20 protein-coding genes are annotated in these 22052 nt (G+C 70.0%); 9 read left to right on the plus strand and 11 right to left on the minus strand.

The features are described 5' to 3' along the window. The first annotated feature begins 11 nt into the window (after positions 1 to 11). On the plus strand, positions 12 to 1310 hold the full coding sequence (locus tag O5O54_RS17455) for a cyclopropane-fatty-acyl-phospholipid synthase (RefSeq protein WP_279483115.1): 1299 nt from the start codon (positions 12 to 14) through the stop codon (positions 1308 to 1310). Here the strand turns inward: O5O54_RS17455 and O5O54_RS17460 are convergent. Continuing rightward, positions 1301 to 1783: a DUF1003 domain-containing protein gene (locus tag O5O54_RS17460; RefSeq protein ID WP_279483116.1), complete on the minus strand. Its 483-nt coding sequence runs from the start codon at positions 1781 to 1783 to the stop codon at positions 1301 to 1303. The genes O5O54_RS17455 and O5O54_RS17460 overlap by 10 nt on opposite strands. 554 nt (positions 1784 to 2337) lie before the next feature. On the opposite strand from O5O54_RS17460, the gene O5O54_RS17465 reads away from it, so the two are divergent. Then, positions 2338 to 2985 carry a YqaA family protein gene (locus tag O5O54_RS17465; RefSeq protein ID WP_279483117.1) on the plus strand — a complete coding sequence of 216 codons (648 nt, stop codon included), beginning with the start codon at positions 2338 to 2340 and terminating at the stop codon, positions 2983 to 2985. 18 nt (positions 2986 to 3003) lie between these two features. On the opposite strand, the gene acs is transcribed toward O5O54_RS17465, so the two are convergent. Together acs and O5O54_RS17475 are read right to left on the minus strand one after the other, a co-directional pair. Continuing rightward, complete coding sequence (gene acs / locus O5O54_RS17470; protein WP_279483118.1) at positions 3004 to 4953, minus strand: acetate--CoA ligase; 1950 nt, start codon at positions 4951 to 4953, stop codon at positions 3004 to 3006. Between the two features lie 113 nt (positions 4954 to 5066). After that, positions 5067 to 6137: an AI-2E family transporter gene (locus O5O54_RS17475; RefSeq protein ID WP_279483119.1), complete on the minus strand. Its 1071-nt coding sequence runs from the start codon at positions 6135 to 6137 to the stop codon at positions 5067 to 5069. A gap of 131 nt (positions 6138 to 6268) precedes the next feature. Between O5O54_RS17475 and O5O54_RS17480 the strand changes: the two genes are divergently transcribed. Continuing rightward, the gene (locus O5O54_RS17480; protein ID WP_279483120.1) at positions 6269 to 7585 is read left to right on the plus strand and encodes a DUF6056 family protein; all 1317 of its coding nucleotides are present in this window, start codon (positions 6269 to 6271) and stop codon (positions 7583 to 7585) included. Position 7586: 1 nt separating this feature from the next. Here the strand turns inward: O5O54_RS17480 and O5O54_RS17485 are convergent, their stop codons facing one another. Continuing rightward, a complete protein-coding gene (locus O5O54_RS17485; RefSeq protein ID WP_279483121.1) occupies positions 7587 to 8255 on the minus strand; it encodes a YggS family pyridoxal phosphate-dependent enzyme in 669 nt (222 codons plus the stop codon). Positions 8256 to 8647: 392 nt separating this feature from the next. On the opposite strand from O5O54_RS17485, the gene leuS reads away from it, so the two are divergent. From leuS to O5O54_RS17510, 5 genes are all read left to right on the plus strand, one after another. After that, on the plus strand, positions 8648 to 11260 hold the full coding sequence (leuS, locus tag O5O54_RS17490; protein WP_279483122.1) for a leucine--tRNA ligase: 2613 nt from the start codon (positions 8648 to 8650) through the stop codon (positions 11258 to 11260). Then, the gene (locus O5O54_RS17495; protein ID WP_279483123.1) at positions 11247 to 11804 is read left to right on the plus strand and encodes a hypothetical protein; all 558 of its coding nucleotides are present in this window, start codon (positions 11247 to 11249) and stop codon (positions 11802 to 11804) included. The genes leuS and O5O54_RS17495 overlap by 14 nt, the downstream gene beginning before the upstream one ends. A 13-nt stretch (positions 11805 to 11817) precedes the next feature. After that, the gene (holA, locus tag O5O54_RS17500; RefSeq protein ID WP_279483124.1) at positions 11818 to 12864 is read left to right on the plus strand and encodes a DNA polymerase III subunit delta; all 1047 of its coding nucleotides are present in this window, start codon (positions 11818 to 11820) and stop codon (positions 12862 to 12864) included. A 54-nt stretch (positions 12865 to 12918) separates the two neighbouring features. Next, the gene (locus O5O54_RS17505; RefSeq protein ID WP_279483125.1) at positions 12919 to 13962 is read left to right on the plus strand and encodes an aldo/keto reductase; all 1044 of its coding nucleotides are present in this window, start codon (positions 12919 to 12921) and stop codon (positions 13960 to 13962) included. Positions 13963 to 14050: 88 nt separating this feature from the next. Next, entirely contained in the window at positions 14051 to 14455 is a 405-nt protein-coding gene (locus O5O54_RS17510; protein ID WP_279483126.1) for a lysozyme inhibitor LprI family protein, read from the plus strand. 6 nt (positions 14456 to 14461) lie between these two features. Here the strand turns inward: O5O54_RS17510 and O5O54_RS17515 are convergent, their stop codons facing one another. The 4 genes from O5O54_RS17515 to mnmG all read right to left on the minus strand — a co-directional run bounded on the left by O5O54_RS17515 (position 14462) and on the right by mnmG (position 18976). Continuing rightward, on the minus strand, positions 14462 to 15436 hold the full coding sequence (locus tag O5O54_RS17515; protein ID WP_279483127.1) for a ParB/RepB/Spo0J family partition protein: 975 nt from the start codon (positions 15434 to 15436) through the stop codon (positions 14462 to 14464). A gap of 62 nt (positions 15437 to 15498) precedes the next feature. Then, positions 15499 to 16308 carry a ParA family protein gene (locus tag O5O54_RS17520; RefSeq protein ID WP_279483128.1) on the minus strand — a complete coding sequence of 270 codons (810 nt, stop codon included), beginning with the start codon at positions 16306 to 16308 and terminating at the stop codon, positions 15499 to 15501. 60 nt (positions 16309 to 16368) lie between these two features. Beyond that, a complete protein-coding gene (gene rsmG, locus O5O54_RS17525; RefSeq protein WP_279483129.1) occupies positions 16369 to 17109 on the minus strand; it encodes a 16S rRNA (guanine(527)-N(7))-methyltransferase RsmG in 741 nt (246 codons plus the stop codon). Next, positions 17093 to 18976 carry a tRNA uridine-5-carboxymethylaminomethyl(34) synthesis enzyme MnmG gene (gene mnmG, locus O5O54_RS17530; RefSeq protein WP_279483130.1) on the minus strand — a complete coding sequence of 628 codons (1884 nt, stop codon included), beginning with the start codon at positions 18974 to 18976 and terminating at the stop codon, positions 17093 to 17095. The genes rsmG and mnmG overlap by 17 nt, the downstream gene beginning before the upstream one ends. A gap of 116 nt (positions 18977 to 19092) precedes the next feature. On the opposite strand from mnmG, the gene O5O54_RS17535 reads away from it, so the two are divergent. Then, a complete protein-coding gene (locus O5O54_RS17535; protein WP_279483131.1) occupies positions 19093 to 19662 on the plus strand; it encodes a Uma2 family endonuclease in 570 nt (189 codons plus the stop codon). A 33-nt stretch (positions 19663 to 19695) separates the two neighbouring features. Here the strand turns inward: O5O54_RS17535 and O5O54_RS17540 are convergent, their stop codons facing one another. From O5O54_RS17540 to O5O54_RS17550, 3 genes are read right to left on the minus strand one after another with little or no spacing between them, the layout of a single operon-like run. Then, positions 19696 to 20208: a GNAT family N-acetyltransferase gene (locus tag O5O54_RS17540; protein ID WP_279483132.1), complete on the minus strand. Its 513-nt coding sequence runs from the start codon at positions 20206 to 20208 to the stop codon at positions 19696 to 19698. Between the two features lie 10 nt (positions 20209 to 20218). Further along, on the minus strand, positions 20219 to 21529 hold the full coding sequence (gene mnmE / locus O5O54_RS17545; protein ID WP_279483133.1) for a tRNA uridine-5-carboxymethylaminomethyl(34) synthesis GTPase MnmE: 1311 nt from the start codon (positions 21527 to 21529) through the stop codon (positions 20219 to 20221). Beyond that, complete coding sequence (locus O5O54_RS17550) at positions 21526 to 22011, minus strand: YbaK/EbsC family protein (protein ID WP_279483134.1); 486 nt, start codon at positions 22009 to 22011, stop codon at positions 21526 to 21528. Before O5O54_RS17550 ends, mnmE begins: the two co-directional genes overlap by 4 nt. Positions 22012 to 22052 lie beyond the last annotated feature (41 nt).

Consider the following 22052-nt stretch of genomic DNA (forward strand, 5'->3'; position numbering starts at 1 on the left):
CCCGGTCGAGCATGTCCCATTCCCCCGCCCCTTCCGCCGACGAGGCGCGCGTCGCCGCAGCGATCCGCCATCTCGTGGAAACGCTCGACCCCGGCTTTCCCGTCGAACTGTGGACGGGCGAGCGGATCGGGGCGGCGGAGGGGCCGGCGCTTGTCGTCCGGCGCGCCGACGCCTTGGCGCGGCTTGCCTTCAGCCCGAAGGTCGAGACGCTGCTCGGGCTTTGGATGGACGGGACGATCGACGTCGCGGGCGGCTCGTTCCTGGATCTCGCAGGGCGGCGCGAGGCACGCGCCAAGGCGAAAGGCGCCTGGAAGCGGCTGGAGAAGCGCGGGCTCCTGACGCTCCTGCCCGCCCTGTGGCGGCTGCGCCGGCTCTCGACGGCGCAAGGCGGCGCGGCGGAGGCGGGCGCCGATGCGGGCGCGAGCGGCTCCACCAAGCAGGCGATCCAGTACCACTACGACGTTTCCAACCGCTTCTACGAGCTCTTCCTCGACAGGCGGATGGTCTATTCCTGCGCCTACTTCCAGGAGTGGCACGGTGACATCGACCGGGCGCAGGAAGACAAGCTGGAGATGATCTGCCGCAAGCTGCGGCTTCAGCCGGGTGAGCGCTTCCTGGACATCGGCTGCGGCTGGGGCGCGCTCCTGATCCATGCCGCCTCGCGCCACGGCGTGACGGGCCACGGGGTGACGCTCTCCAAGGCGCAGTTCGACCTTGCCACCCGCCGCGTGCGCGAGGCGGGGCTGGAGGACAAGATCACGATCGAGCTGAAGCCCTATCAGGAGCTGACCGGCACCTTCGACAAGATCGCCTCGATCGGCATGTTCGAGCATGTCGGCTTCCGGAACCACGACGCCTATTTCGGCGCTGTCCGCAAGCTCCTGCGCCCGCGCGGGCTCTACCTCCACCACACGATCGCCCGGCCGGCCAAGAAGGACCTCAAGACCTTCCACAAGGGCTCGCGCGAGTATCGCGCCATCACGCGCTTCATCTTTCCCGGCGGCGAGCTCGACTATATCGGCCACTCGCTCCAGAAGCTGGAGGCGCACCGGTTCGAGGTCCATGACGTGGAGAACTGGCGCGAGCACTACGGCCGCACATGCCGGATCTGGGCCGAGCGCCTCGAGGCGAACTTCGAGGCCGCGGCGGCGGAAGCGGGCGCACCGGTCGCCCGCCTCTGGCTCCTCTATCTCGCCGGCTGCGCCCTCGCCTTCGAGCGCGGCACGGTGATGATCAACCAGACCCTCGTCTCCAAGCGCGACAAGGGCCCGTCGGGCCTGCCCCCGACGCGGGCCGACCTCTACGCCTGAAGGTGTGGGCGCGCCGCCGGCTCCTCGCCGGTCGCCCCGACTGCCGCCATCAGGAGGCGCATGTCCTCGCGCATGGCGGCCAGCTCGTCCGACAGCGCCAGGATCTGCGCCTCGGCACGGGTGTTGGTCTCGTAGTCGAGGCGGGCCTCGAGCCGATCCTTCGCCGCCTGCCGGTTCTGGCTCATCATGATGATGGGCGCCTGAAGCGCGGCCAGCATGGAGAGCATCAGGTTCAGGAAGATGAAGGGAAACGGATCGAAGGCGTTGGCCGCCAGGATCCAGACGTTGAGCACCGCCCAGCCGACGAGGAACACCGCAAAGCCGATGATGAAGCTCCACGAGCCGCCCACCGCTGCGACGCGGTCGGCCAGGCGCTCGCCGAAGCTCATGCCCTCGACGAACACCTCGTGGGAGTCACGGGTGGTGGAGTTCCGGCGCAGACGGCCGGCGATGGAACGGATTGCCGCGTTCATGGCTCACCTTTGGGACGACCGGCCGCTTTGGCGGACGCTCCCGGTGAGCCGACGGATCAGCTCCGGCGCGAGCGCGAAAGCGGCTCGGTCGATCGACTGAGATCGTTGCTGGGCATGATCCTTCTCGGGATCGGCTGATGACTGGAACGAACGCTAAGCGTTCGAAGGCGGATATGCGCCTCGGGAGCATCGGGGTCAAGTCCGCGTGATCGTCGCGCCGTTCGGCGGCGTACCGGCACGCAAAAAAGGCCGCCCCCGAGGGAGCGGCCTTCCGTGATCTCTGCCTTGCCGGCGGGTCCCGTGCGGACCTCGACCAGAGGGCACCGGATCGTCAGATGCGCGAAGAGGGCTGCCCCTTCGTCATCGTCGAACCCATGGACCCGGCCGGCATAGGATAACCACTCGACATCGGATCACCTCCTCTCGCTTCGTTAAACACAAGGCAAAGTATGGGATGCCGCGGGGCGCTTCGCAAGGGGCGGCAGGCTGCGTCATCGCGCCCCGCCCCGCCGCGCCTTCCGAAAAACGTGACCCGCGGGACGGGCCGTCGCGCTTTGCCTCGTTGCCCGTCTCAGGCATTCGAGGAGCCACACGCCGCACGGAGCCTCGTCCTGACCCTCGTTGAACGCACCGGCGACACCGTTCGCCGCCTTGCCCGCTCGCCGCATGCGCTCTGGTGGCTGGGCCTCGCCTCCTTCGCGGAATCGCTGGTGGTGCCGATCCCGCTGGAGGTGATCCTGATCCCCTTCATGGCGGCGAACCGCGACCGGATCTGGCGCACGGCGGCCGTGGTGACGCTCGCCTGTCTTGCGGGCGCGACGATCGGCTACTTCGTCGGCCTCCTGGCGATGAACACGGTCGGCGGCGCGGCGATCGCCGCCTTCGGCTGGGAGGCGGAGTTCGAGACCTTCCGGCAGCGGTTCGAGGCGGGCGGCTTCTTCGCGCTGATCGCGGCCTCCGTCAGCCCGATCCCGTTCCAGCTCTCCATGCTGGTGGCGGGCGCGGCGGAGTATCCGCTCCCCCTCTTCCTGCTGGCCTCGGGCATCGCCCGGGGCCTCCGCTATTTCGGTCTGGCGCTCCTCGTCCATCTCTTCGGCGAGCGGGCGATGGCGCTGTGGCGGACCAACAAGCTGCTGCTCGGCGCCTCGGCGCTGGCGCTCTTCGCAGCGGTCCTCGGCGTCACGGTCTGGGCGGGGCGCTGAGGGCACCCCGCCCGAACGTCAGGCCTTACGGTTCTCGCGGTTGGCGATCAGGTCGTCCACCACGCCGGGATCGGCCAGCGTCGAGGTGTCGCCGAGCGCCGAGAACTCGTCCTCGGCGATCTTGCGCAGGATGCGGCGCATGATCTTGCCGGAGCGCGTCTTCGGCAGGCCCGGCGCCCACTGGATCTTGTCCGGCGAGGCGATCGGGCCGATCTCGTTGCGCACGTGGGCCACGAGTTCTCGTCTCAGCTCGTCCGACGGGGTCTGCCCCTCCATCAGCGTGACGTAGCAGTAGATCCCCTGCCCCTTCACGTCGTGCGGGTAGCCCACCACCGCGGCCTCCGCGACCTTGGGGTGCGAGACGAGGGCCGATTCCACCTCGGCCGTCCCCATGCGATGGCCGGACACATTGATCACGTCGTCGACGCGGCCGGTGATCCACCAGTAGCCGTCCGCGTCGCGCCGCGCGCCATCGCCGGTGAAGTACTTTCCGGGATAGGTCGAGAAGTAGGTCTGCTCGAAGCGCTCGTGGTCGCCGTAGACCGTGCGCATCTGGCCGGGCCACGAATCGGCGATGCAGAGGTTCCCGTCCGCCGCCCCTTCGAGAAGCTTGCCTTCGGCGTCGACCAGCTCCGGCTTCACGCCGAAGAAGGGTTTGGTGGCCGAGCCCGGCTTCAGCGCCGTCGCGCCCGGCAGCGGCGAGATCAGGATGCCGCCGGTCTCGGTCTGCCACCAGGTGTCGACGATGGCGCAGCGCTCCTCGCCGACCACGGTGTAGTACCAGTTCCAGGCCTCCGGGTTGATCGGCTCGCCGACCGAGCCGAGGAGACGGATGCTCTTGCGCGAGGATTTCGTGACGAACTCGTCGCCCGCGCCCATCAGCGCGCGGATGGCGGTCGGCGCGGTGTAGAAGATGGCGACCTCGTGCTTGTCGACGACCTGCCACATGCGCCCGGCGTCGGGATAGTTGGGCACGCCCTCGAACATCAGCGTCGTCGCGCCGTTGGCGAGCGGTCCGTAGACCGTGTAGCTGTGGCCGGTCACCCAGCCGACGTCCGCCGTGCACCAGAACACCTCTCCCTCGCGGTAGTCGAAGACGTATTGATGCGTCATCGAGGCCCAGACGAGATAGCCGCCCGTCGTGTGGAGGACGCCCTTCGGCTTTCCGGTGGAGCCCGACGTGTAGAGGATGAAGAGCGGGTCCTCCGCGCTCATCTCGGCGGGCGCGCACTCGGCCGAGACCTTCTCGCGCTCCTCGTGCCACCAGAGGTCTCGGGCCCCGTCCATGGCGACGTCCGCCCCGGTGCGCCGGACGACGAGCACCTTCTCCACCGTGTGGCCGGCCTTGGCCGCGATGCCGAGGGCCTTGTCGGCATTGGCCTTCAGCGGCACCTTGCGCCCTGCGCGCAGGCCCTCGTCGGCGGTGACAAGCACCTTGGAGCTGGAGTCCTCCATGCGCCCGCCCAGCGCGTCGGGCGAGAAGCCGCCGAACACGACGGAATGGATGGCGCCGAGCCGGGCGCAGGCGAGCATGGTCACCGCGGCTTCCGGGATCATCGGCAGGTAGATCGAGACGCGGTCGCCCTTTTCGACGCCCATGCCCTTGAGGACGTTGGCCATGCGGCACACGTCGGCATGCAGTTCGCGATAGGTGATGTGGCGGGAATCGGCGGGATCGTCGCCCTCCCAGATGATCGCCGTCTGGTCGCCGCGCGATTCGAGATGGCGGTCGAGGCAGTTGGCCGAAAGGTTCAGCGTGCCGTCCTCGAACCATCGGATCGACACGGCGCCGGGCTGGAACGAGGTGTTCTTCACCTTGGAGAAGGGCTTGATCCAGTCGAGCCGCGCCCCGTGCTCGCGCCAGAAGCCCTCCGGGTCGGACAGGCTCCTGGCGTACCACGCCTCATAGGTCGCTTGCGGGATCTGCGTTCCGGCCTTCCAGGCGTCCTTGACCTCGATCGTCGTCATTCCCGTCTCCCTCTCTCGGCCCATCGGTGCCGGCGCCTCTCCCGACGGCGCAAGGCGAACCTAGAACGGGTCGCAGGTGGAGAAAACCGCCCCGCCGGGGAAAAATCGGACGATCAGGCGCCGGACGAAGGCTCAGCCGGGCCGCCGAGCACGTCCTTCACGTAGAGTTCCTGCGTGAGCGTCATCAGGACGGCCACGACCGGCACGGCGAGCACGAAGCCGAGAAGGCCGAACAGGAGACCGAAGATGACCTGGGCCGAGAGCGTGAGCGCGGGCGGCAGCGCGGTCGTGTAGCGCTGGGCGACGGGCTGGGCGATGTTGCTCTCGATGCCCTGCAGCAGGAGATAGAGCCCGAGCGCCCAGAGCGCCATGTCGACGCCCTGCGCCAGCGCCGCCAAGACGATGATGACGCCCGCCACGAAGGCGCCGAGCGTCGGGATGAAGGCGAGGAGGCCGGCCTGCAGTGCCAGGAGGAACGCGTTGTTGACCCCGATCAGCCAGAGGCCGACCCAGGACACGGAAAAGATCAGCACCATCGAGACCGCGTCCCCCGCCACCCACATCAGGAGCGAGTGGGCGCTCTTGTCGAGCACCTCGGCGATGCGCGCACGCTTCTCCCTCGGAAACAGCGACACCAGCCCGTTGCGGTAGAGCTGCGGCTGCCAGGACACGAAGATCGCCAGGAACAGGACGATGAAGAAGTTGCCGAGCCCCCCGAGCGCCCCGAACAGCGCCTGACCGGCCGAGGACACGAAACCGGACGGATCGGGCAGGAGCGCCTGGATGTCGCCGGCTTTGATCTCCTGTTCCATCGGCAGGCCCATCTCGTTCAACGAGGACAGGAGCTGGTCGGCCTGGCTGCGCACGCCCGACAGGAGGTCGCTGAACTGCTGCACCAGCGTCACCCCGCCCCAGGCGGCGGGCGCGATGATCAGCACTAAGGTCAGGAGGTAGACAAGGACGAGCGCCGCCATGCGCGGCAGGCCCAGCCGCTGCAGGAGGCGCGCCAGCCCGCAGAAGATCGAGGCGATCAGGAGGCCGGCGAAGATCAGGAAGAAGGCCGAGGACGCCAGCGCGAAGACCACGATCAGGAGCACGAGACCGAGGACGATCGCCGCCATGGTCACCGTGCGATAGGCGAGGCGCGGCGGGACGGCGGCGGGATGGGGGGTCGGGTCGCTCACGTCGTGTCCGTTTCTGGCAGGCGCGGCGCCGGGTCATGGCCGGCCGCGAGACCGTCGGGGCGCCCGGAGGGGTTCCAGCCGGGCGCTTGCGGATATAAGGCGGGCGGCACCATCGGGAACGGACGCCGACCATGCTCTCCTCCACCGCGCGCGGACGCCTTCTCGCGCTCCTCCTCCTGTCCGTGCCGCTGTTTCTCGCCAACCGGGCGATGCCGCTCTTTGCCGACGACGTGTGCCGGGCGATCGGGGCGGGACCGCTCGAAGCGCTGGGCGAGGCGGCGCGCGAATACGGGCAATGGACCGGCCGGTTCCTCGTCACCTTCGCCACCTATCTCCTGCTCGGCGACGCGCGAGCCCCCTCCCCGGTCTTCGACGTCCTGAACACGCTGGCCTTTCTCGGCCTCGTCGCGCTGCTCGCCGCCGCTCTCGATCGGGTGCGGGTCCGCGGACGCGGGTCGGAGGCGCCCGGTGCCCTGCCCGCCTTCACCGAGACCCTGTTCCTCGCCCTCGCCCTCTGGTGGCTGCCCTGGAGCATCGGCGAGACGGCGCTCTGGACCACGGGGTCGATCGGCTATCTCTGGGCGGTGGTGGCCGAGCTCGCCGTAGTGGTTCTGGCCCTGCGCAGGGACGGCGACGCCCTCGTCCGCTGGCTTCTGCCGCCGCTGGCGCTGGTCGCCGGCAGCCTCTACGAGCCCCTGTCGATCGCCGTCTGCCTGTTTCTCGCCGGGCTCTGCGCGCTCCGCTGGCGCCGGGGCGGCCCCATGCCGCTCGTTGCGCTCGTCGCCCACGCGATCGGCCTCCTGTCCACCGTTCTGGCGCCGGGCAATTTCGTGCGCGCGGCAAGCCTGCCGCCGAGCGATCCGTTCGACCGCCTGCCGGCGGTGCTGGACCTCGCGGGCCGGCTGTTCGACCTCGGCTGGCTGGTGCCGCTGGCGCTTCTCGCCCTGTCCGCGCTCGTGGCGCCCGGCGGCCGGCGCGCGGGTCTTGCCGTCCTCGGGCGTCCGGCGGTCTGGCTCCTGCCGCTGGCCGCCCTCCTCTACCTCCTCCTCCACCTCGCCCTGCCGGCACCCACGATCGCCCCGCGCCTCGGCTTTCCCGCGAGTGTCGCGCTGGCGGGCTTCCTGTTTCTCGTGTTTCGCGGACGGGCGCGGGACGGGCGGTCGGAACGCTGGCTGGCCGGCGCGACCGTCCTGGCGCTCGCCGGCACGATCGGCTTTGCCGCCCCGCGTCTTGCGACCCTGTCGGCGATCTCGGCGGAATGGCAGGCGAAGGCGATCGGCCAGGAAGGCACGGACGCCGTCTTGCCCGAGCGCCTCCTCGGCACGAGCCGGATCCGCGCGCGCGGGCCCGTCCTCTTCGTCGGCCTCGAGCGCGACCCGGCCAAGGGCTACAACGCCTGTTTCGCCAAGGCCTACGGCCTCTCCTCCGTGCGCGTCGTGCCCGACTAGCTCAGCCTCGCGCGCCGAAGATCGCCGAGCCGACGCGCACGCTGGTCGCGCCGAACGGGATGGCGCGCTCGAAATCGCCGGACATGCCCATGGAGAGCCTCTCCACGCCCGCCTCGGCCGCGATCTTCTGGAGAAGCGCGAAATAGGGGCCGGGATGCTCCGCCACCGGCGGGATGCACATCAGCCCCTCGATGGCGAGCCCGTGCTCTTCGCGGCAGCGGCGCACGAAGGCGGCGGCCTCGCGCGGCGGCACGCCGGCCTTCTGCGCCTCCTCGCCGATATCGACCTGGACATAGAGCCGCGGCGTTCGGCCCTGGCGCGCCATCTCCCTGGCGATCGCCTCGGCGATCTTCTCCCGGTCCACCGTCTCGATCACGTCGAACAGCGCCACCGCCTCCGCCGTCTTGTTGGACTGGAGCGGGCCGATGAGATGGAGCTCGACGCCGTCGAACGCCTCGCGCAGCGCCGGCCACTTGCCCGTGGCCTCCTGCACCCGGTTCTCGCCGAAGATGCGCTGACCCGCCTCCAGCACGGGGCGGATCGCGTCGGCGTCGAAGGTCTTGGACACGGCGACGAGTTCGACCGAGCCGGCGGGGCGCCCGGCCTCGCTCGTCGCGGTGCGGATGCGGTCGCGGATCTCCTGGAGGCGGTCGACGGCGGTGGCGCTCATGGCATTCCTTGAAGGCTGGGCGGTTTGAAGCTATTTTGAGGAGTGGATGCCGGAGCGCGAACTCCGGCACCCGTCGCCTTAGGTGAAGAACTGGACCCGGAGGATAGCTCGCCAGCCTCTCCGGGTCCTTTTCACCTCAAGCGTGACGCTTAGCGGAATCATCCACATCGCTTCACTCCTTCGGACGGCAAAGCCGATGCCTCGGCCGTGGTGGCTCATCCTCCACGGCGGCGCGGGCTGGCTTCGCGCGTCTGCTTCTGCCGTCCGATCGCCGTTTATGCGGCGGCTCCTCAAGCTTGTGAAGGCGGGCATAAGTCAATATTGACTTCACCCGACAGCGCTTCGCCGCGCCCTCGCCCGCCCGCCTCACGCACACGAGAATTCCGTCCGAAATGGCCATCGAACGATACAATCCGCGCTCCTCCGAACCTCGCTGGCAGGAGGCCTGGGACCAGGCCAAGCTCTTCGAGACGGACACGGATGCGGCCGGCGAGGCCTATTACGTCCTGGAGATGTTCCCCTACCCGTCGGGGCGCATCCACATGGGCCACGTGCGCAACTACGCGATGGGCGACGTGGTCGCGCGCTACAAGCGGGCCAAGGGCTTCAACGTCCTTCATCCGATGGGCTGGGACGCGTTCGGCATGCCGGCCGAGAACGCGGCCATGCAGAACAAGGTCCATCCGCGCGACTGGACCTACCAGAACATCGCGACCATGCGCGGCCAGCTGAAAAGCATGGGCCTGTCGCTCGACTGGTCGCGCGAGTTCGCGACCTGCGACGTCGAATACTACCACCGCCAGCAGATGCTCTTTCTCGACATGCTGGACAAGGGGCTCGCCTACCGCCGCAAGTCCAAGGTGAACTGGGATCCGGTCGACCAGACCGTGCTCGCCAACGAGCAGGTGATCGACGGGCGCGGCTGGCGCTCGGGCGCCGAGGTCGAGCAGCGCGAACTGACCCAGTGGTTCTTCCGCATCACCCATTTCGCCGACGACCTCCTGACGGCGCTCGACGCCCTGCCCGGCTGGCCGGAAAAGGTGCGCCTGATGCAGCGCAACTGGATCGGCAAGTCGGAAGGCCTGTCGCTGCGCTGGGCGCTCGATCGGCCGGCCGGCGAGCTGCGCGAGGTCGAGGTCTTCACCACACGCCCCGACACCTTGTTCGGCGCGAGCTTCCTGGCGATCGCCGCCGACCATCCCCTGGCCCGTTCCGCCGCCGAAACGAACCCGGAGCTTTCCGGCTTCATCGAGGAGCTGAAGCGCGGCGGCACCTCGGCGGCCGAGATCGAGACGGCGGAAAAGCGTGGCATGGACACCGGCCTGCGCGCCGTCCATCCGCTCGACTCGTCCTGGACGGTGCCGGTCTACGTCGCGAACTTCGTGCTCATGGACTACGGCACGGGCGCCATCTTCGGCTGCCCGGCGCACGACCAGCGCGACCTCGACTTCGCCCGGAAGTACGGCCTGCCCGTCACGCCCGTCGTTCTGCCCGACGGCGCGGACGCGGCGGCCTTCGAGGTCGAGAACACCGCCCATGACGGCGAGGGCCGCCTCTTCAACTCGCGCTTCCTCGACGGCATGACGCCGGACGAGGGCTTCGAGGCGGTGGCCGCAAGGCTGACCGCCGAGACGCTGGGCAACCGTCCGGTGGCGGAGCGGCGCGTCAACTTCCGTCTGCGCGACTGGGGCGTCTCGCGCCAGCGCTACTGGGGCTGCCCGATTCCGGTGCTCCATTGCGAGAGCTGCGGCACGGTGCCGGAGAAACGGGAGAACCTGCCCGTCCGCTTGCCGGACGACATCGACTTCGAGAAGCCCGGCAACCCGCTCGACCGCCATCCAACCTGGCGCCAGGCCACCTGCCCGCAATGCGGGGGCGCGGCGCTGCGCGAGACGGACACGATGGACACGTTCGTCGATTCGTCGTGGTATTTCGCGCGCTTTACCGCCCCCCATGCGCAGGAGCCGACCGTGCCGGCCGTCGCCGACCGCTGGCTGCCGGTGGACCAGTATATCGGCGGCATCGAGCACGCGATCCTGCACCTTCTCTATTCGCGCTTCTTCACCCGGGCGATGCGAGAGACCGGCCATCTCAACCTCGACGAGCCGTTCAAGGGCCTGTTCACGCAAGGCATGGTGGTCCACGAGACCTATCGCGACGGGCGCGAATGGGTCCCGCCCTCCGACGTGGCCATCGAGGAGACGGACGGCGGGCGCACCGCGCGGCGCCTGTCCACCGGCGCGCCCATCGAGATCGGCGGCATCGAGAAGATGTCGAAGTCCAAGAAGAACGTCGTCGATCCCGACGACATCATCGGCTCGCTCGGCGCCGACACCGCGCGCTGGTTCATGCTGTCGGACTCGCCCCCTGAGCGCGACGTGATCTGGACGGAGGCGGGCGCCGAGGGCGCGCACCGCTTCGTGCAGCGCGTCTGGCGGCTCGTGGCCGAGACCGCCGAGACCCTCGCCGCGCTGGGCACAGGCCTCGGAGAGACCAGCGCGACGGCGACGGCCGTGCGGCGCGCCGCCCATCGCACGGCGGCGGGCGTCGGCGACGACATCGAGCGCCTGGCCTTCAACAAGGCCGTCGCCCGGCTCTACGAGCTGGTCAACACCCTGTCGGCCGCCTTCAACGTGGCGGCACTCCGGGACGACGCATCCTTGCGCGACGCCGCGCGCGAGAGCCTGTCGATCCTCGTGCGTCTCCTCGCGCCGATGATGCCGCACCTCGCGGAGGAATGCTGGCGGGCGCTGGGCGAGAAGGGCCTGTGCGCCAGCGCCCGTTGGCCCAAGGCCGACCCGGCGCTGCTGGTGGAGAACGAGATCACCCTCCCCGTCCAGATCAACGGCAAGAAGCGCGGCGACATCACCGTCTCCGCCAAGGCCGACAAGGCCGAGGTGGAAGCCGCCGTCCTCGCCCTGCCCTTCGTCGCCGAGGCGATCGCGGCCGCCTCGCTCAAGCGTCTCGTCGTGGTTCCCGGAAGGATCGTCAATGTCGTGGTCTAGCCGTGTCGTCCTCCTCGCCGCCCTGGCGCTCGCCGGCTGCACCCACGGCCCGCTCTACGGCACGACCTCGGTCGATCCGGCGACGGGCGCGCGTTCGTCCGTGCTTACCGACCTGCGCGGACGCGTCGCCCTCACCCCGGCGACCAGCCGCACCGCCCAGGTGTTCCGCAACGCCATGCTCTACAAGCTGAACGGCGCGACGCCGGTGTCGAACCCGCTCTACGAGCTGCGCTATTCGGTGACGGCGACGGACCAGATCTCCACCGTCGAAGCCGGCACGGGCACGCCGAGCGCCGCGCTCTACCGCATGACGGTGAATTACGAGCTGATCCGCGCCGCCGACCTGAAAACCCTCGACAAAGGCCAGCGCTTCGCCGTGGTGCCCTACGACCGCACAAGCCAGCTCTTCGCGGCGAGCCGCGCCGTGATCGACGCGCGCGACCAGGCCGGCGAGGCGGTGGCCGAGCGCGTGCTCGGCGCCATCGCGCCGGTTCTCCAGCGCGAGGCCTTCACCGACGTGACGCCGGCCGTCGCCAAGAACTGACGGGGCGGGACGCTTGGCTGCCAAGAAGGCGCACGAGGTCGACGCCTTCCTGTCGCGGCCCGATACGTCCTTTCCGGTCCTCCTCCTCTACGGGCCGGACCCCGGCCTCGTGTCGGAGCGGGCGGACACGGCGGCCAAGCTCTCCGGCGTCGCGTCGGACGATCCGTTCTCGCATGTGATCTTGCAGGCGGACGAACTCGAGCGCGATATCGGGCGCCTGTTCGACGAGGCGCGCACCATGTCGCTCTTCGGCGGCCGGCGCTTCCTGCGCGTGAAGGGCGCCGGCAACGGGCGCAACCTCGCCGACGCCGTGGCCGATCTCGCCGCCGATCCGCCGGACGGCTGCACGATCGTCATCGAGGCGGGCGACCTGAAGAAGAGCGCCCCCTTGCGCACCCAGGTCGAGCGCGGCCGCGCCGCCATGGCCTTGCCCTGCTACCAGGACGAGGACAAGGCGCTGGACCGGATGATCGACGAGGAGATGGCGTCAGCCGGCCTCAGCCTCGACCGCTCCGCGCGCGAGGCGCTGCGCGCCCGGCTCGGCGCCGACCGCCTGGCGTCGCGCGGCGAGGTGAGGAAGCTCTGCCTCTATGCGCTCGGCAAGGGACAGGTCACCGAGGAGGACATCGAGGCGATCGTCGGCGACGTTTCGGCCGAAACGGTGGACGAGGCCGTGGACGCGGCGGCGAGCGGCGAGGTGAAGCGCCTGCCGGAGCTGATCGGGCGGCTCGTCTCGTCGGGAACCTCGACCTTTCAGCTCCACGGCGCGCTCTTGCGCTTCTTCCAGGGGCTGCAGGTCATGCGCGGCGAGGTGGAAGGGAAGGGCGCGCCCGTCTCGGCCGTGGTGGAGCGGCGCCGCCCCCACTTCCGGCGCCGCCCGGCCATGGAAGCCGCGCTCGGCGCCTGGGACGGGGCGGGCATCGCGGCCGTTCTTCGCCGCCTGGAACACGACATTCTCCTCTCGCGGCGCGAAAGCGCCTTGGCTGTCACGGTGATGCGCCGTAGCCTGATCGAGATCGGCGTCGAAGCGGCCCGACGGCGCGCCCGCGCCCGCCGCTGATCCGATCTCGGGGGTCGGGAGGATCGACCCTCGTTCAGCATGGGGGATGATCCAATGGAATACCGCACGCTCGGCCGCTCGGGACTGAAGGTCTCGGCGCTCACCATGGGCACGATGACGTTCGGGGGCCGGGGCGTCTTCGGCAGCGTCGGCGCGACCGGGACGGAAGAGGCGAGGGGGCTGATCCACCTCTGTCTCGACGCCGCCATCAACCTGATCGACACGGCCAACATGTATTCCAACGGCCTGTCGGAGGAGATCATCGGCGAGGTGCTCGGCGGCGAGCGTCCGAACGACGTGCTGATCGCCTCCAAGGTGCGCATGCGCGTCGGCGAAGGGCCGAACGACGAGGGCCTGTCGCGCCATCACGTCATCCGCGAATGCGAGCGCTCGCTGAAGCGCCTGAAGACAGACGTCATCGACGTCTACTATTGCCACGAATGGGACGGCACGACGCCGCTGGAAGAGACGATCGCCGCGCTCGACACGCTCGTCAGCCAAGGCAAGATCCGCTACATCGGCTGCTCCAACTACTCGGCCTGGCAGGTGATGAAGGGGCTCGGGATCTCCGACCTCCACCACCATCCGCGCTTCGTCACCCAGCAGATCCACTACACGCTGGAAGCGCGAGAGGCCGAATACGAACTCCTGCCGCTTTCGGTGGATCAGGGGCTCGGCGTCCTCGTGTGGAGCCCGCTCGCCGGCGGCCTCCTGTCGGGCAAGCACCGGCGGGGCCAGAGCGCGGAAGGCTCGCGCCTGACCGCGGGCTGGACCGAGCCGCCGATCCGCGACGAGGATCGGCTCTGGCGGATCGTCGACGTCCTGGTGGAGATCGGCGAGGGCAGGGGGGTTTCGGCGGCTCAGGTGGCATTGGCCTGGCTGCTCGGCCGCCCGGCCGTCGCCTCGCTCGTGATCGGCGGGCGCCGCGAAGACCAGTTCCGCGACAACATCGCCGCCGCCTCTCTGAAGCTCACGGACGAGGAGCGCGGGCGTCTCGACGCGGTCAGCCGCCCGCCGGTGCTCTATCCCTACTGGCACCAGTACAACACGGCGCGCGACCGCTTCGGCCCCGCCGACCGGGTGCTCGACCACGGGTGACCACCCGAGGGGCGCGGGACCACCCGCGCTCCCACCGCTCGCAGACCATGTGCCGCCCCATCCGCAACGCCCACAGACAGGGACTTCCATGCGCCTCGCTCTCGCCGCCATCGCCCTTGCCGCCGTCACGCTCCCTGCGACGGCGGAGGAGATCGACTGCACGGACCCGCAGACCCAGACCGACATGACCCTCTGCGCCCAGGCCGATCTCGATACGGCGGACGAGAGGCTGAACGCGCTCTACGCGACGATGCGCGAACGGCTGAAGGGCGACGACGCCAAGCTCACGCTGCTGCGGGACGCGCAGCGCGCCTGGGTCGCCTATCGCGACGCGGAATGCGCCTTCCAATCCTCGGCAGTGGAGGGCGGCAGCGCGCAGCCGATGGTGGAAGCGCAATGCGCGACGGAGAAGACGACGCGCCGGAACGCCGACTTCGAGGCCACGCTCGCCTGCGAGGAAGGTGACGTGGCCTGCCCGCTGCCCGCCCGGTAAGCCGGCTTACAGACTGCGAATGCGCGGGCCGCCGGGGCCGTCCGCGCGCCCGCCCGCCTGCAGGAGGCGGCACACGGCGTCGAGCTGGTCGAGGTCGCGGAAGGCGATCTGCAGGGTGCCGCCCTGGCCCGTCATGTCGATCGACACCGGCAGGCCCAGCGTTTCCGCGAGGAGATCGGCCAGCGCACGGGCGTCCGAGGCTTCCGGCGCGGCGGGCGCGACCGGCGTGCGCTTGCGGGGCGCGGGCTTCGGGGCAGGGGGGGCTTCGGGGCCGCGCGCCAGGCTTTCGGCCTCGCGCACGCTGAGACCCTCCTCCACGATGCGGCGGGCGAAACGCTCGGGGTCGTCCTGCGCGACGGCCGTGCGCGCCGCGCCCGCCGACAGTTCGCCCCGCTGCACCATATCCTTGACGCTGTCGGGCAGCTTCAGGAGGCGCAGCGTGTTGGCGACATGGCTGCGGCTCTTGCCCACGACATCGGCGAGGTCGGCCTGCGTATAGCCGTGCTCCGCGATCAGCATCTCGTAGCCCATCGCCTCCTCGATCGGGTCGAGGTCGGCACGCTGGACGTTCTCGATGATCGCGATCTCGAGCGACTGGCGATCGGAAATCTCGCGCAGGACGATCGGAACGTCCTTCAGCGCCGCGGCCGTCGCCGCGCGCCAGCGCCGCTCGCCCGCGACGATCTCGAAGCCGCCGGCGCCGTCCACCTTGCGCACTAGGATCGGCTGCACCACGCCGTGCTGGCGCACGGAGGCGGTGAGTTCGGCCAGGTCCGTCTCGTCGAAATGCCGGCGCGGGTTCTTCGGGTTCGGCCGCAGCTCGCCGGGCGCCACGCGCCGCTCGCCGACGGGCGTCTCGCGCGCCATACCGGGGCCGGGAAAGCTCGCGCCCGAGCGCGGCGGCAGCGTCGAGGATGCCGAACCGCCGATGAGCGACGCGAGCCCGCGTCCCAGCCTCTGGCGTCCCTTGTCCTCGTTCATGCCGGTCTCCTGAAACTGATGCGGGTGGGCTCGTGCCCGAAAAGGCGGGAAGGGCGCGGCGATCAGGCCGCGGCCAGATCGCGCTCGCGCTGGATGACCTCGGAGGCGAGGCGAATATAGGCCTGGCTGCCGGGGCACTTCATGTCGTAGAGGATCGCCGGCTTGCCGAAGCTCGGCGCCTCCGACACGCGCACGTTGCGCGGGATGATGGTCTCGTAGACATGGTCGCCCATGTAGGAGCGCACGTCCCGCACCACCTGGCTCGCCAGGTTGTTGCGCCCGTCGAACATGGTCAGCACGATGCCGTGCAGCGACAGCGCCGGGTTCAAGGTGTCGCGCACCTGCTCCACCGTCTCCAGAAGCTGGCTGAGGCCTTCCAGCGCGAAGAACTCGCACTGGAGCGGCACCAGGATGGCGTCGGCCGCCGCCATGGCGTTGACGGTGAGAAGGTTCAGCGAGGGCGGGCAGTCCACCAGCACGAAGTCGAACTGCGCCCGTTCCTCGACATGGAAGTGGATCGCGTCGCGCAGGCGATAGGCCCGACTCGCCGCGCCCGAGATCTCCATCTCGACGCCGAGTAGGTCCATCGTCGAGGGCACCACCGACAGGTTGGGAACCGCGGTCTCCATTGCGGCCTCGGTGATCGAGGCGTTCTCCACCAGGACGTCGTAGGACGAGACCGCCCGGTCCTCGCGGTCGATGCCGAGGCCCGTCGAGGCGTTGCCCTGCGGGTCGAGGTCGATCAGGAGCGTGCGCTTGCCGATGGCCGCGAGCGCGGTCGCGAGGTTGATGGCGGTGGTCGTCTTGCCGACGCCGCCCTTCTGGTTCGCGACCGTGATGACGCGCATGCGCGGGACGGAAAGCGTGTCCATGTGGGGTCTCCAACCCGGTCGGGAGAAACCGGGCCATACCTTGCAAGTTGCAGCCGGCCGTCAGGCGGCGGGCAGGCGCTCCAGCGAGCGGATCTCCAGGAGCACCGAGCCGTCTTCGACCGGCGAGGCATGCTTTACCATGTCGAAACGCCAATGGGCAGCGGCATCGGTGATTTCGCTCTCGTGCGCCCGGCCCTTCAGGAACCAGTAGACGGTGTCCGGCCGCGCATTCGGCGCGACGAGGCCGAAAAGATCCTCCAGCGAGGCCAAGGCCCGCGCGCTGATCGCCTCGACACTCGAAAGCACCGCGCCGCAATCCTCGATGCGGCTGGCATGGACGGTCGCGGGCAGCGCCAGCTCGCGCGCCACCGTGCGCAGGAAGGCCGCCTTCTTGGCGTTGCTTTCCACGAGATGCACGGCCGCGCCCTCGCGGGTCGCCAGGAGAATGGCGAGGATCAGGCCCGGCAGACCGGCGCCCGAGCCGAGATCGGCCCAGCGCACGATGCCCTTGGCCCGCTCGCCCAGCACGAGCCCGTCCTCGACATGGCGCGTCCAGATCTCCGGGATGGTCGCGGGGGAAACGAGGTTGATGCTCTTCTGCCAGGTGCGCAGCAGCGCGACATAGGCGTCGAGCCGCTCCACTGTTTCACGTGAAACAGCATGGCGCGACAGGACCAACGCGCGCTCCTCGGCGAGCTTGGCGTCGGTCGCCGCCTTGCCCATCCGGGGCTTGGGCGGAGGTCGCTTGAGGTCAGCGGGCTTGCGGGGCGGCCCGCCCCGGCGGTCACGCGGCGCGGGCAAGGTCGTGCTTCCGAAGGGCGACGAGGAGGAGGGCAAGCGCCGTCGGCGTCATGCCGTCGATACGTTCGGCCTCGGCAAGGCTCGCCGGGCGGCGCTCCATCAGCTTCTGGCGCAGTTCGTTGGAGAGGCCTTTGATGGCGGCGAAGTCGAAGCCGATGGGGAAGTGCCGCGCCTCGTCGCGTTTCAGCTGCGCCTGGTCGCGGCGCTGTCGTTCCAGATACACGTCGTAACCCGCCTCGATCTCGATCCGCTCGCGAACCGATCCCCGGATCGCCTGCAGTTCGGGCCAGACGCAGACGAGATCGTCGAGGCCGATATCGGCATGGGACAGGAGCGTCCAGGCCGAGCGCGTGCGGCCGTCCTGATTGACGGGGAGACCCCGGCGGGCCGCCTCGCTGCTGGTGAGAGTCAACGATTCCAGCGTTTCCCGCGCCTCGGCCAGGGCCGCCTCGCTCGCCGCGAAGACGCGGGCGCGCTCGGCGTCCGCGAGACCCCAGTCCATCGCCAGCGGCGTCAGGCGCCGGTCGGCATTGTCGGCGCGCAACGAGAGGCGGAACTCGGCGCGGCTCGTGAACATGCGATAGGGCTCGGTGACGCCGGTGCGCGTCAGGTCGTCCACCATGACGCCGAGATAGGCGTCGGAGCGGTCGATCACGACGGGATCGGTGCCGCCCGCCCGGCGCGCGGCGTTGAGACCGGCGAGGAGCCCCTGCGCGGCCGCTTCCTCGTAGCCCGTTGTGCCGTTGATCTGGCCGGCGAGGAACAGGCCGCTCGCCGCGCGGACCTCGAGCGAGCGATGGAGCTCGCGCGGGTCGACATGGTCGTATTCGATGGCATAGCCGGGCTTCAAGATCGCGACGCGTTCGAGACCGGGCAACGAGCGCAGGAAGGCTTCCTGCACGTCGGCAGGCAGGGAGGTCGACAGGCCGTTGGGATAGACGGTCGGATCGTCCAGCCCTTCCGGCTCTAGGAACACCTGGTGCCCGTCGCGGTCGCCGAACTTGACGATCTTGTCCTCGATCGACGGGCAGTAGCGCGGGCCGACGCCCTCGATCTCGCCGGAATAGAGGGCCGAGCGGTGGAGGTTGTCGCGTATGATGCGATGCGTCTCGGGCGTCGTGCGGGTGATGCCGCAGTCGATCTGCGGGTTGGCGATGTGTGTCGTGAGATAGGAGAACGGGTAGGGCTCGGCGTCGGGACCTTGGCGGTCGAGGCCGGCCCAGTCGATCGTCGCGCCGTCGAGGCGCGCGGGCGTGCCCGTCTTCAGCCGCCCGAGCCGGAGGCCGAGGCGCCGCAAGGTGGCGGACAGGCCGAGCGAGGGCTTCTCGCCCACGCGCCCCGCCGGAATCTTCTGCGTCCCGATATGGATCAGGCCGTTGAGAAAGGTGCCCGTCGTCAAGACCGCCGCGCCGCAGGGGATCCGTCGGCCGTCGTCGAGGATCACGGCACGGACGCCGCCATCCGCCCCGAGGTCGAGGTCGAAGGCGTCGCCTTCCACGACGGTGAGCCCCTCTTGCGCGCGCACCGCGCCCTGCACGGCGGCCTTGTAGAGCTTGCGGTCGGCCTGGGTCCGAGGGCCGCGCACGGCCGGTCCCTTGCGCCGGTTGAGGAGGCGGAACTGGATGCCGCCGGCATCGGCCGCCCGGCCCATGACGCCGCCGAGCGCATCGATCTCGCGCACCAGATGGCCCTTGCCGATGCCCCCGATCGCCGGGTTGCAGCTCATCGCCCCCACCGTGGCGAAGGCATGGGTGAGAAGGATCGTGGCCGCACCCGCCCGCGCCGACGCGCAGGCCGCCTCGACGCCCGCATGCCCGCCGCCGATCACCACGACGTCGGCCCGAAGATCCGTTGGGTTCTGTGTCATGGGAGAAGGGTTAAGCCGCAGACGCGGGACCCTGTCAACGCGCACCGGTCGCACGCTGTCCTTCGCGGCCCTTCCCGCTATGATACGCCAGCCGCCGAGACGAGGATGATCGCAGGATGAGCCGCGCCCGTTCCGACTTCCAGCCCTGGGATCCGCAGGAGTTCCTCGTCTGGTGCGAGTCCCGGACGGACGAGCGCTGGGAACTCGTCGACGGCTTCCCGCTACGCATGATGAGCGGGGCGACGCGGCGGCACGATACGATCGTCGTCAATATCCTCGCATCCCTGCGCGGGCTTCTGCGCGGCAGGCCATGCAGGCCGTTCACCGCCGACGGCGCCGTCCAAACGCGGGACGATCGCATCCGCCGCCCGGATGTCGGCGTCGACTGCGGCCGCACGCCGCCGGGCGCCCTGAAGGCGAGCGAAACGCGCGCCGTGTTCGAGGTACTGTCGCCGTCGACGCAGGATTTCGATCGGGTCCGGAAGCTCGCCGAGTATCAGGCGCTCGCCAGCATCCGACATATCGTCCTTGTTTCACAGAACGAGGTCCTGGCGACGCACTGGTTCCGGGGGCTGGACGGGGCATGGATCCAGGAGGAACTCCGGTCGATCGACGACGTGATCCGGCTCGATGCGATCGGAGTGGAACTCGGCCTCCGTCTGGTCTTCGAAGACGCGCTGGACTGACGCCTGGCTTCTCCGGCGGCGCAGCAAGGACGATCAGCCTTCCGCTCCTCGCGGCGGCGGGCGCAGGCGGGCCATGGTGAAGGCGTCGACATAGGCGCCCGCGCGAAGGATCGACTGGCGCGCCCGGCCCTGGATCTCGAAACCCGCCGCGCGGTAGAGGGCGAGGGCCGCCTCGTTGTCGACGTTGACCTCGAGTTCGACCCGCACGAGGCCGAGCCAGTCGTCGGCCGTTTCCAGAACGGCGTCGAGGAGCGCCCGGCCGATGCCGCGGCGGTGGAAGTCGTCGTGAACGCCCATGCCGATCGCCCCGACATGCGAGCGCCGCCCACCGAACCGCTGGAGCGAGGCCGTGCCGACGATCCGGCCCTCGCTCTCGGCGACGATCAGCGTCAGGTTGGGATTGCCGTCGAACATCCGGCGCTTGACGGATTCCACCGTCTCGAACGGCGTGCGCAGCGTGCCGAAGCGATAGCCGGGCAGGTTGCAGAGGATCGCGATGCCCTCCGCATCCCGTGGCTCGGCGGCGCGGATGGAAACCTCGCTCATCGCGCTCCCCTCATTTCCCGATGCAGAACTCGCCGAAGATCACGCCGAGAAGGTCCTCGACGCCGGTGCGGCCCGTCAAGCGTCCCAAGCGGTCGGCGGCAAGGCGTAGCGTCTCCGCGGCGACTTCGGGGGGCAGGGCGACCGGGTCGTAACGCTCCAGGAACTCCAATGTGGCGGCGATCGCCTCGCGCTGGCGCAGGCGCGTCGGGACGACGAGCGTCGGGTCTCCGGCCTTGGACCGCGCCGCCTCGGCGATGCGCTCGATGAGCGCGGCAAGGCCGGCTCCGCTACGGGCGGAGATGGCGAGATCGAACTTTGCCGGCAAAGTTTCGGGTTCGAGATCGGCCTTGGTGCGCAGATGGAGGACCGGCGCCTCGGTCTCCAGAGGCTCAGGCTCCTCGCCGGGCGCGACGAGATGAAGCACGAGGTCGGCTTCGTTCAACGCCTTGCGCGCCCGCTCGATGCCGATCGCCTCCACCACGTCGTCGGACGCGCGCAGGCCCGCGGTGTCGGACACGCGCACGGGGATGCCGGCAAGATCGAGGCGCGTCTCGATCACGTCGCGCGTCGTGCCGGGGATCGGCGAGACGATCGCGACCTCGCGCTCGGCCAGAGCGTTGAGGAGGCTGGACTTGCCGGCGTTCGGCGCGCCGGCGATCACGACGTGGAACCCGTCGCGCCAGATCTCGCCCCGCTGCGCGGAGGCAAGGCTCGAGCGCATCTCGGCCGCGAGGGCGCCGACCTCGCGCGCCACCCCCGCCGACACGTCGTCCGAAACGTCTCCCTCGTCGGAAAAGTCGAACTCCGCCTCGATCAGCGCGCGGGCGCGCAGGAGGCGGCGCATCCAGCCGTCGGCGAGCCGCTTCAGGCCGCCCTCGGCCTGCGCCATCGCCTGGGCGCGCTGGCCTTCCGTCTCGGCGGCGAGGAGGTCGGCCAGCCCCTCCGCTTCCGTGAGGTCGATCCGCCCGTTCTCGAAGGCGCGGCGGGTGAACTCGCCCGCTTCCGCCAGCCGGATCCCGGGCAGGGCGGTCAGGGCAGCGAGCATGGCGCTCGCCACCGCGCGCCCGCCATGAACGTGAAACTCGGCGAGATCCTCGCCGGACACCGAGCCGGGCGCCGGAAAGAACAGGAGGAGGCCGCGGTCGATCGGCGCGCCGACGGCGTTCCGGAAGGTGCGAAGGCTCGCGCGGCGCGGCTCCGGCACGCCGCCGGCGGCGCTCTCCATCGCCAGGCGAGCGCCCGGCCCGCTGACGCGCAGCACGGCGATGCCGGCGGGCAGGGCGCCGGACGACAGCGCGGCGATGGTGTCGTCCGTCGTCACCGGACGTCGATCACCTCGGCATCGCAGGCGATGCGCAAGGGTTCGGGGACGGTCTCGAAGACGTGGAAGGGCGTGCCCGCCGCCGCCCAGACGAAGGGAAAGGCCAAGAGGTCGCGGTCCATGAAGGTGCGCAGCGGGGCCGGGGCGCCGAGCGGCGCGACGCCGCCGATGGCAAAGCCCGTCGCCTCCCGCACGAAATCGGCGTCGGCCCGGCCGAGCGGCTCGCCGATCACGGCGCCGACCGCCTTCTCGTTCACCCGGTTGGCGCCCGAGACGAGGAGGAGATAGGGCGTGCCCGTGTCCCGGCCCCGGAAGACCAGGCTCTTGACGATCTGCCCGACATCCACGGAGACAGCCGCGGCGGCCTCGTCGGCCGTGCGGGCGATCGTCTCGGTCTCCACCACGCGGATGGGCAGGCTCTTGGCCAGCGCCGCGATCTCGACGCGGCGCACGGCATCGGGTCGGGACGGTCGGTCGGACATGGGCAGGCTCCGCTGGCTGGTTCCCCTTCGCTCCTAGCGCA

Origin of the sequence: Aureimonas sp. SK2 (assembly GCF_029813115.1) — a bacterium.
In the GTDB taxonomy this organism is placed as follows: domain Bacteria; phylum Pseudomonadota; class Alphaproteobacteria; order Rhizobiales; family Rhizobiaceae; genus Aureimonas.

Bases quoted from the DNA above. Each gene is read 5' to 3' on its own strand.
- O5O54_RS17520 (WP_279483128.1), bottom strand. From the start codon at position 16,308: ATGGACACGCTTTCCGTCCCGCGCATGCGCGTCATCACGGTCGCGAAC.
- O5O54_RS17550 (WP_279483134.1), bottom strand. From the start codon at position 22,011: ATGTCCGACCGACCGTCCCGACCCGATGCCGTGCGCCGCGTCGAGATC.
- O5O54_RS17495 (WP_279483123.1), top strand. From the start codon at position 11,247: ATGTCGTGGTCTAGCCGTGTCGTCCTCCTCGCCGCCCTGGCGCTCGCC.
- O5O54_RS17480 (WP_279483120.1), top strand. From the start codon at position 6,269: ATGCTCTCCTCCACCGCGCGCGGACGCCTTCTCGCGCTCCTCCTCCTG.
- O5O54_RS17515 (WP_279483127.1), bottom strand. From the start codon at position 15,436: ATGAACGAGGACAAGGGACGCCAGAGGCTGGGACGCGGGCTCGCGTCG.
- O5O54_RS17485 (WP_279483121.1), bottom strand. From the start codon at position 8,255: ATGAGCGCCACCGCCGTCGACCGCCTCCAGGAGATCCGCGACCGCATC.
- O5O54_RS17510 (WP_279483126.1), top strand. From the start codon at position 14,051: ATGCGCCTCGCTCTCGCCGCCATCGCCCTTGCCGCCGTCACGCTCCCT.
- O5O54_RS17455 (WP_279483115.1), top strand. From the start codon at position 12: ATGTCCCATTCCCCCGCCCCTTCCGCCGACGAGGCGCGCGTCGCCGCA.
- O5O54_RS17460 (WP_279483116.1), bottom strand. From the start codon at position 1,783: ATGAACGCGGCAATCCGTTCCATCGCCGGCCGTCTGCGCCGGAACTCC.
- O5O54_RS17535 (WP_279483131.1), top strand. From the start codon at position 19,093: ATGAGCCGCGCCCGTTCCGACTTCCAGCCCTGGGATCCGCAGGAGTTC.
- mnmG (WP_279483130.1), bottom strand. From the start codon at position 18,976: ATGACACAGAACCCAACGGATCTTCGGGCCGACGTCGTGGTGATCGGC.
- leuS (WP_279483122.1), top strand. From the start codon at position 8,648: ATGGCCATCGAACGATACAATCCGCGCTCCTCCGAACCTCGCTGGCAG.
- O5O54_RS17505 (WP_279483125.1), top strand. From the start codon at position 12,919: ATGGAATACCGCACGCTCGGCCGCTCGGGACTGAAGGTCTCGGCGCTC.
- acs (WP_279483118.1), bottom strand. From the start codon at position 4,953: ATGACGACGATCGAGGTCAAGGACGCCTGGAAGGCCGGAACGCAGATC.
- O5O54_RS17540 (WP_279483132.1), bottom strand. From the start codon at position 20,208: ATGAGCGAGGTTTCCATCCGCGCCGCCGAGCCACGGGATGCGGAGGGC.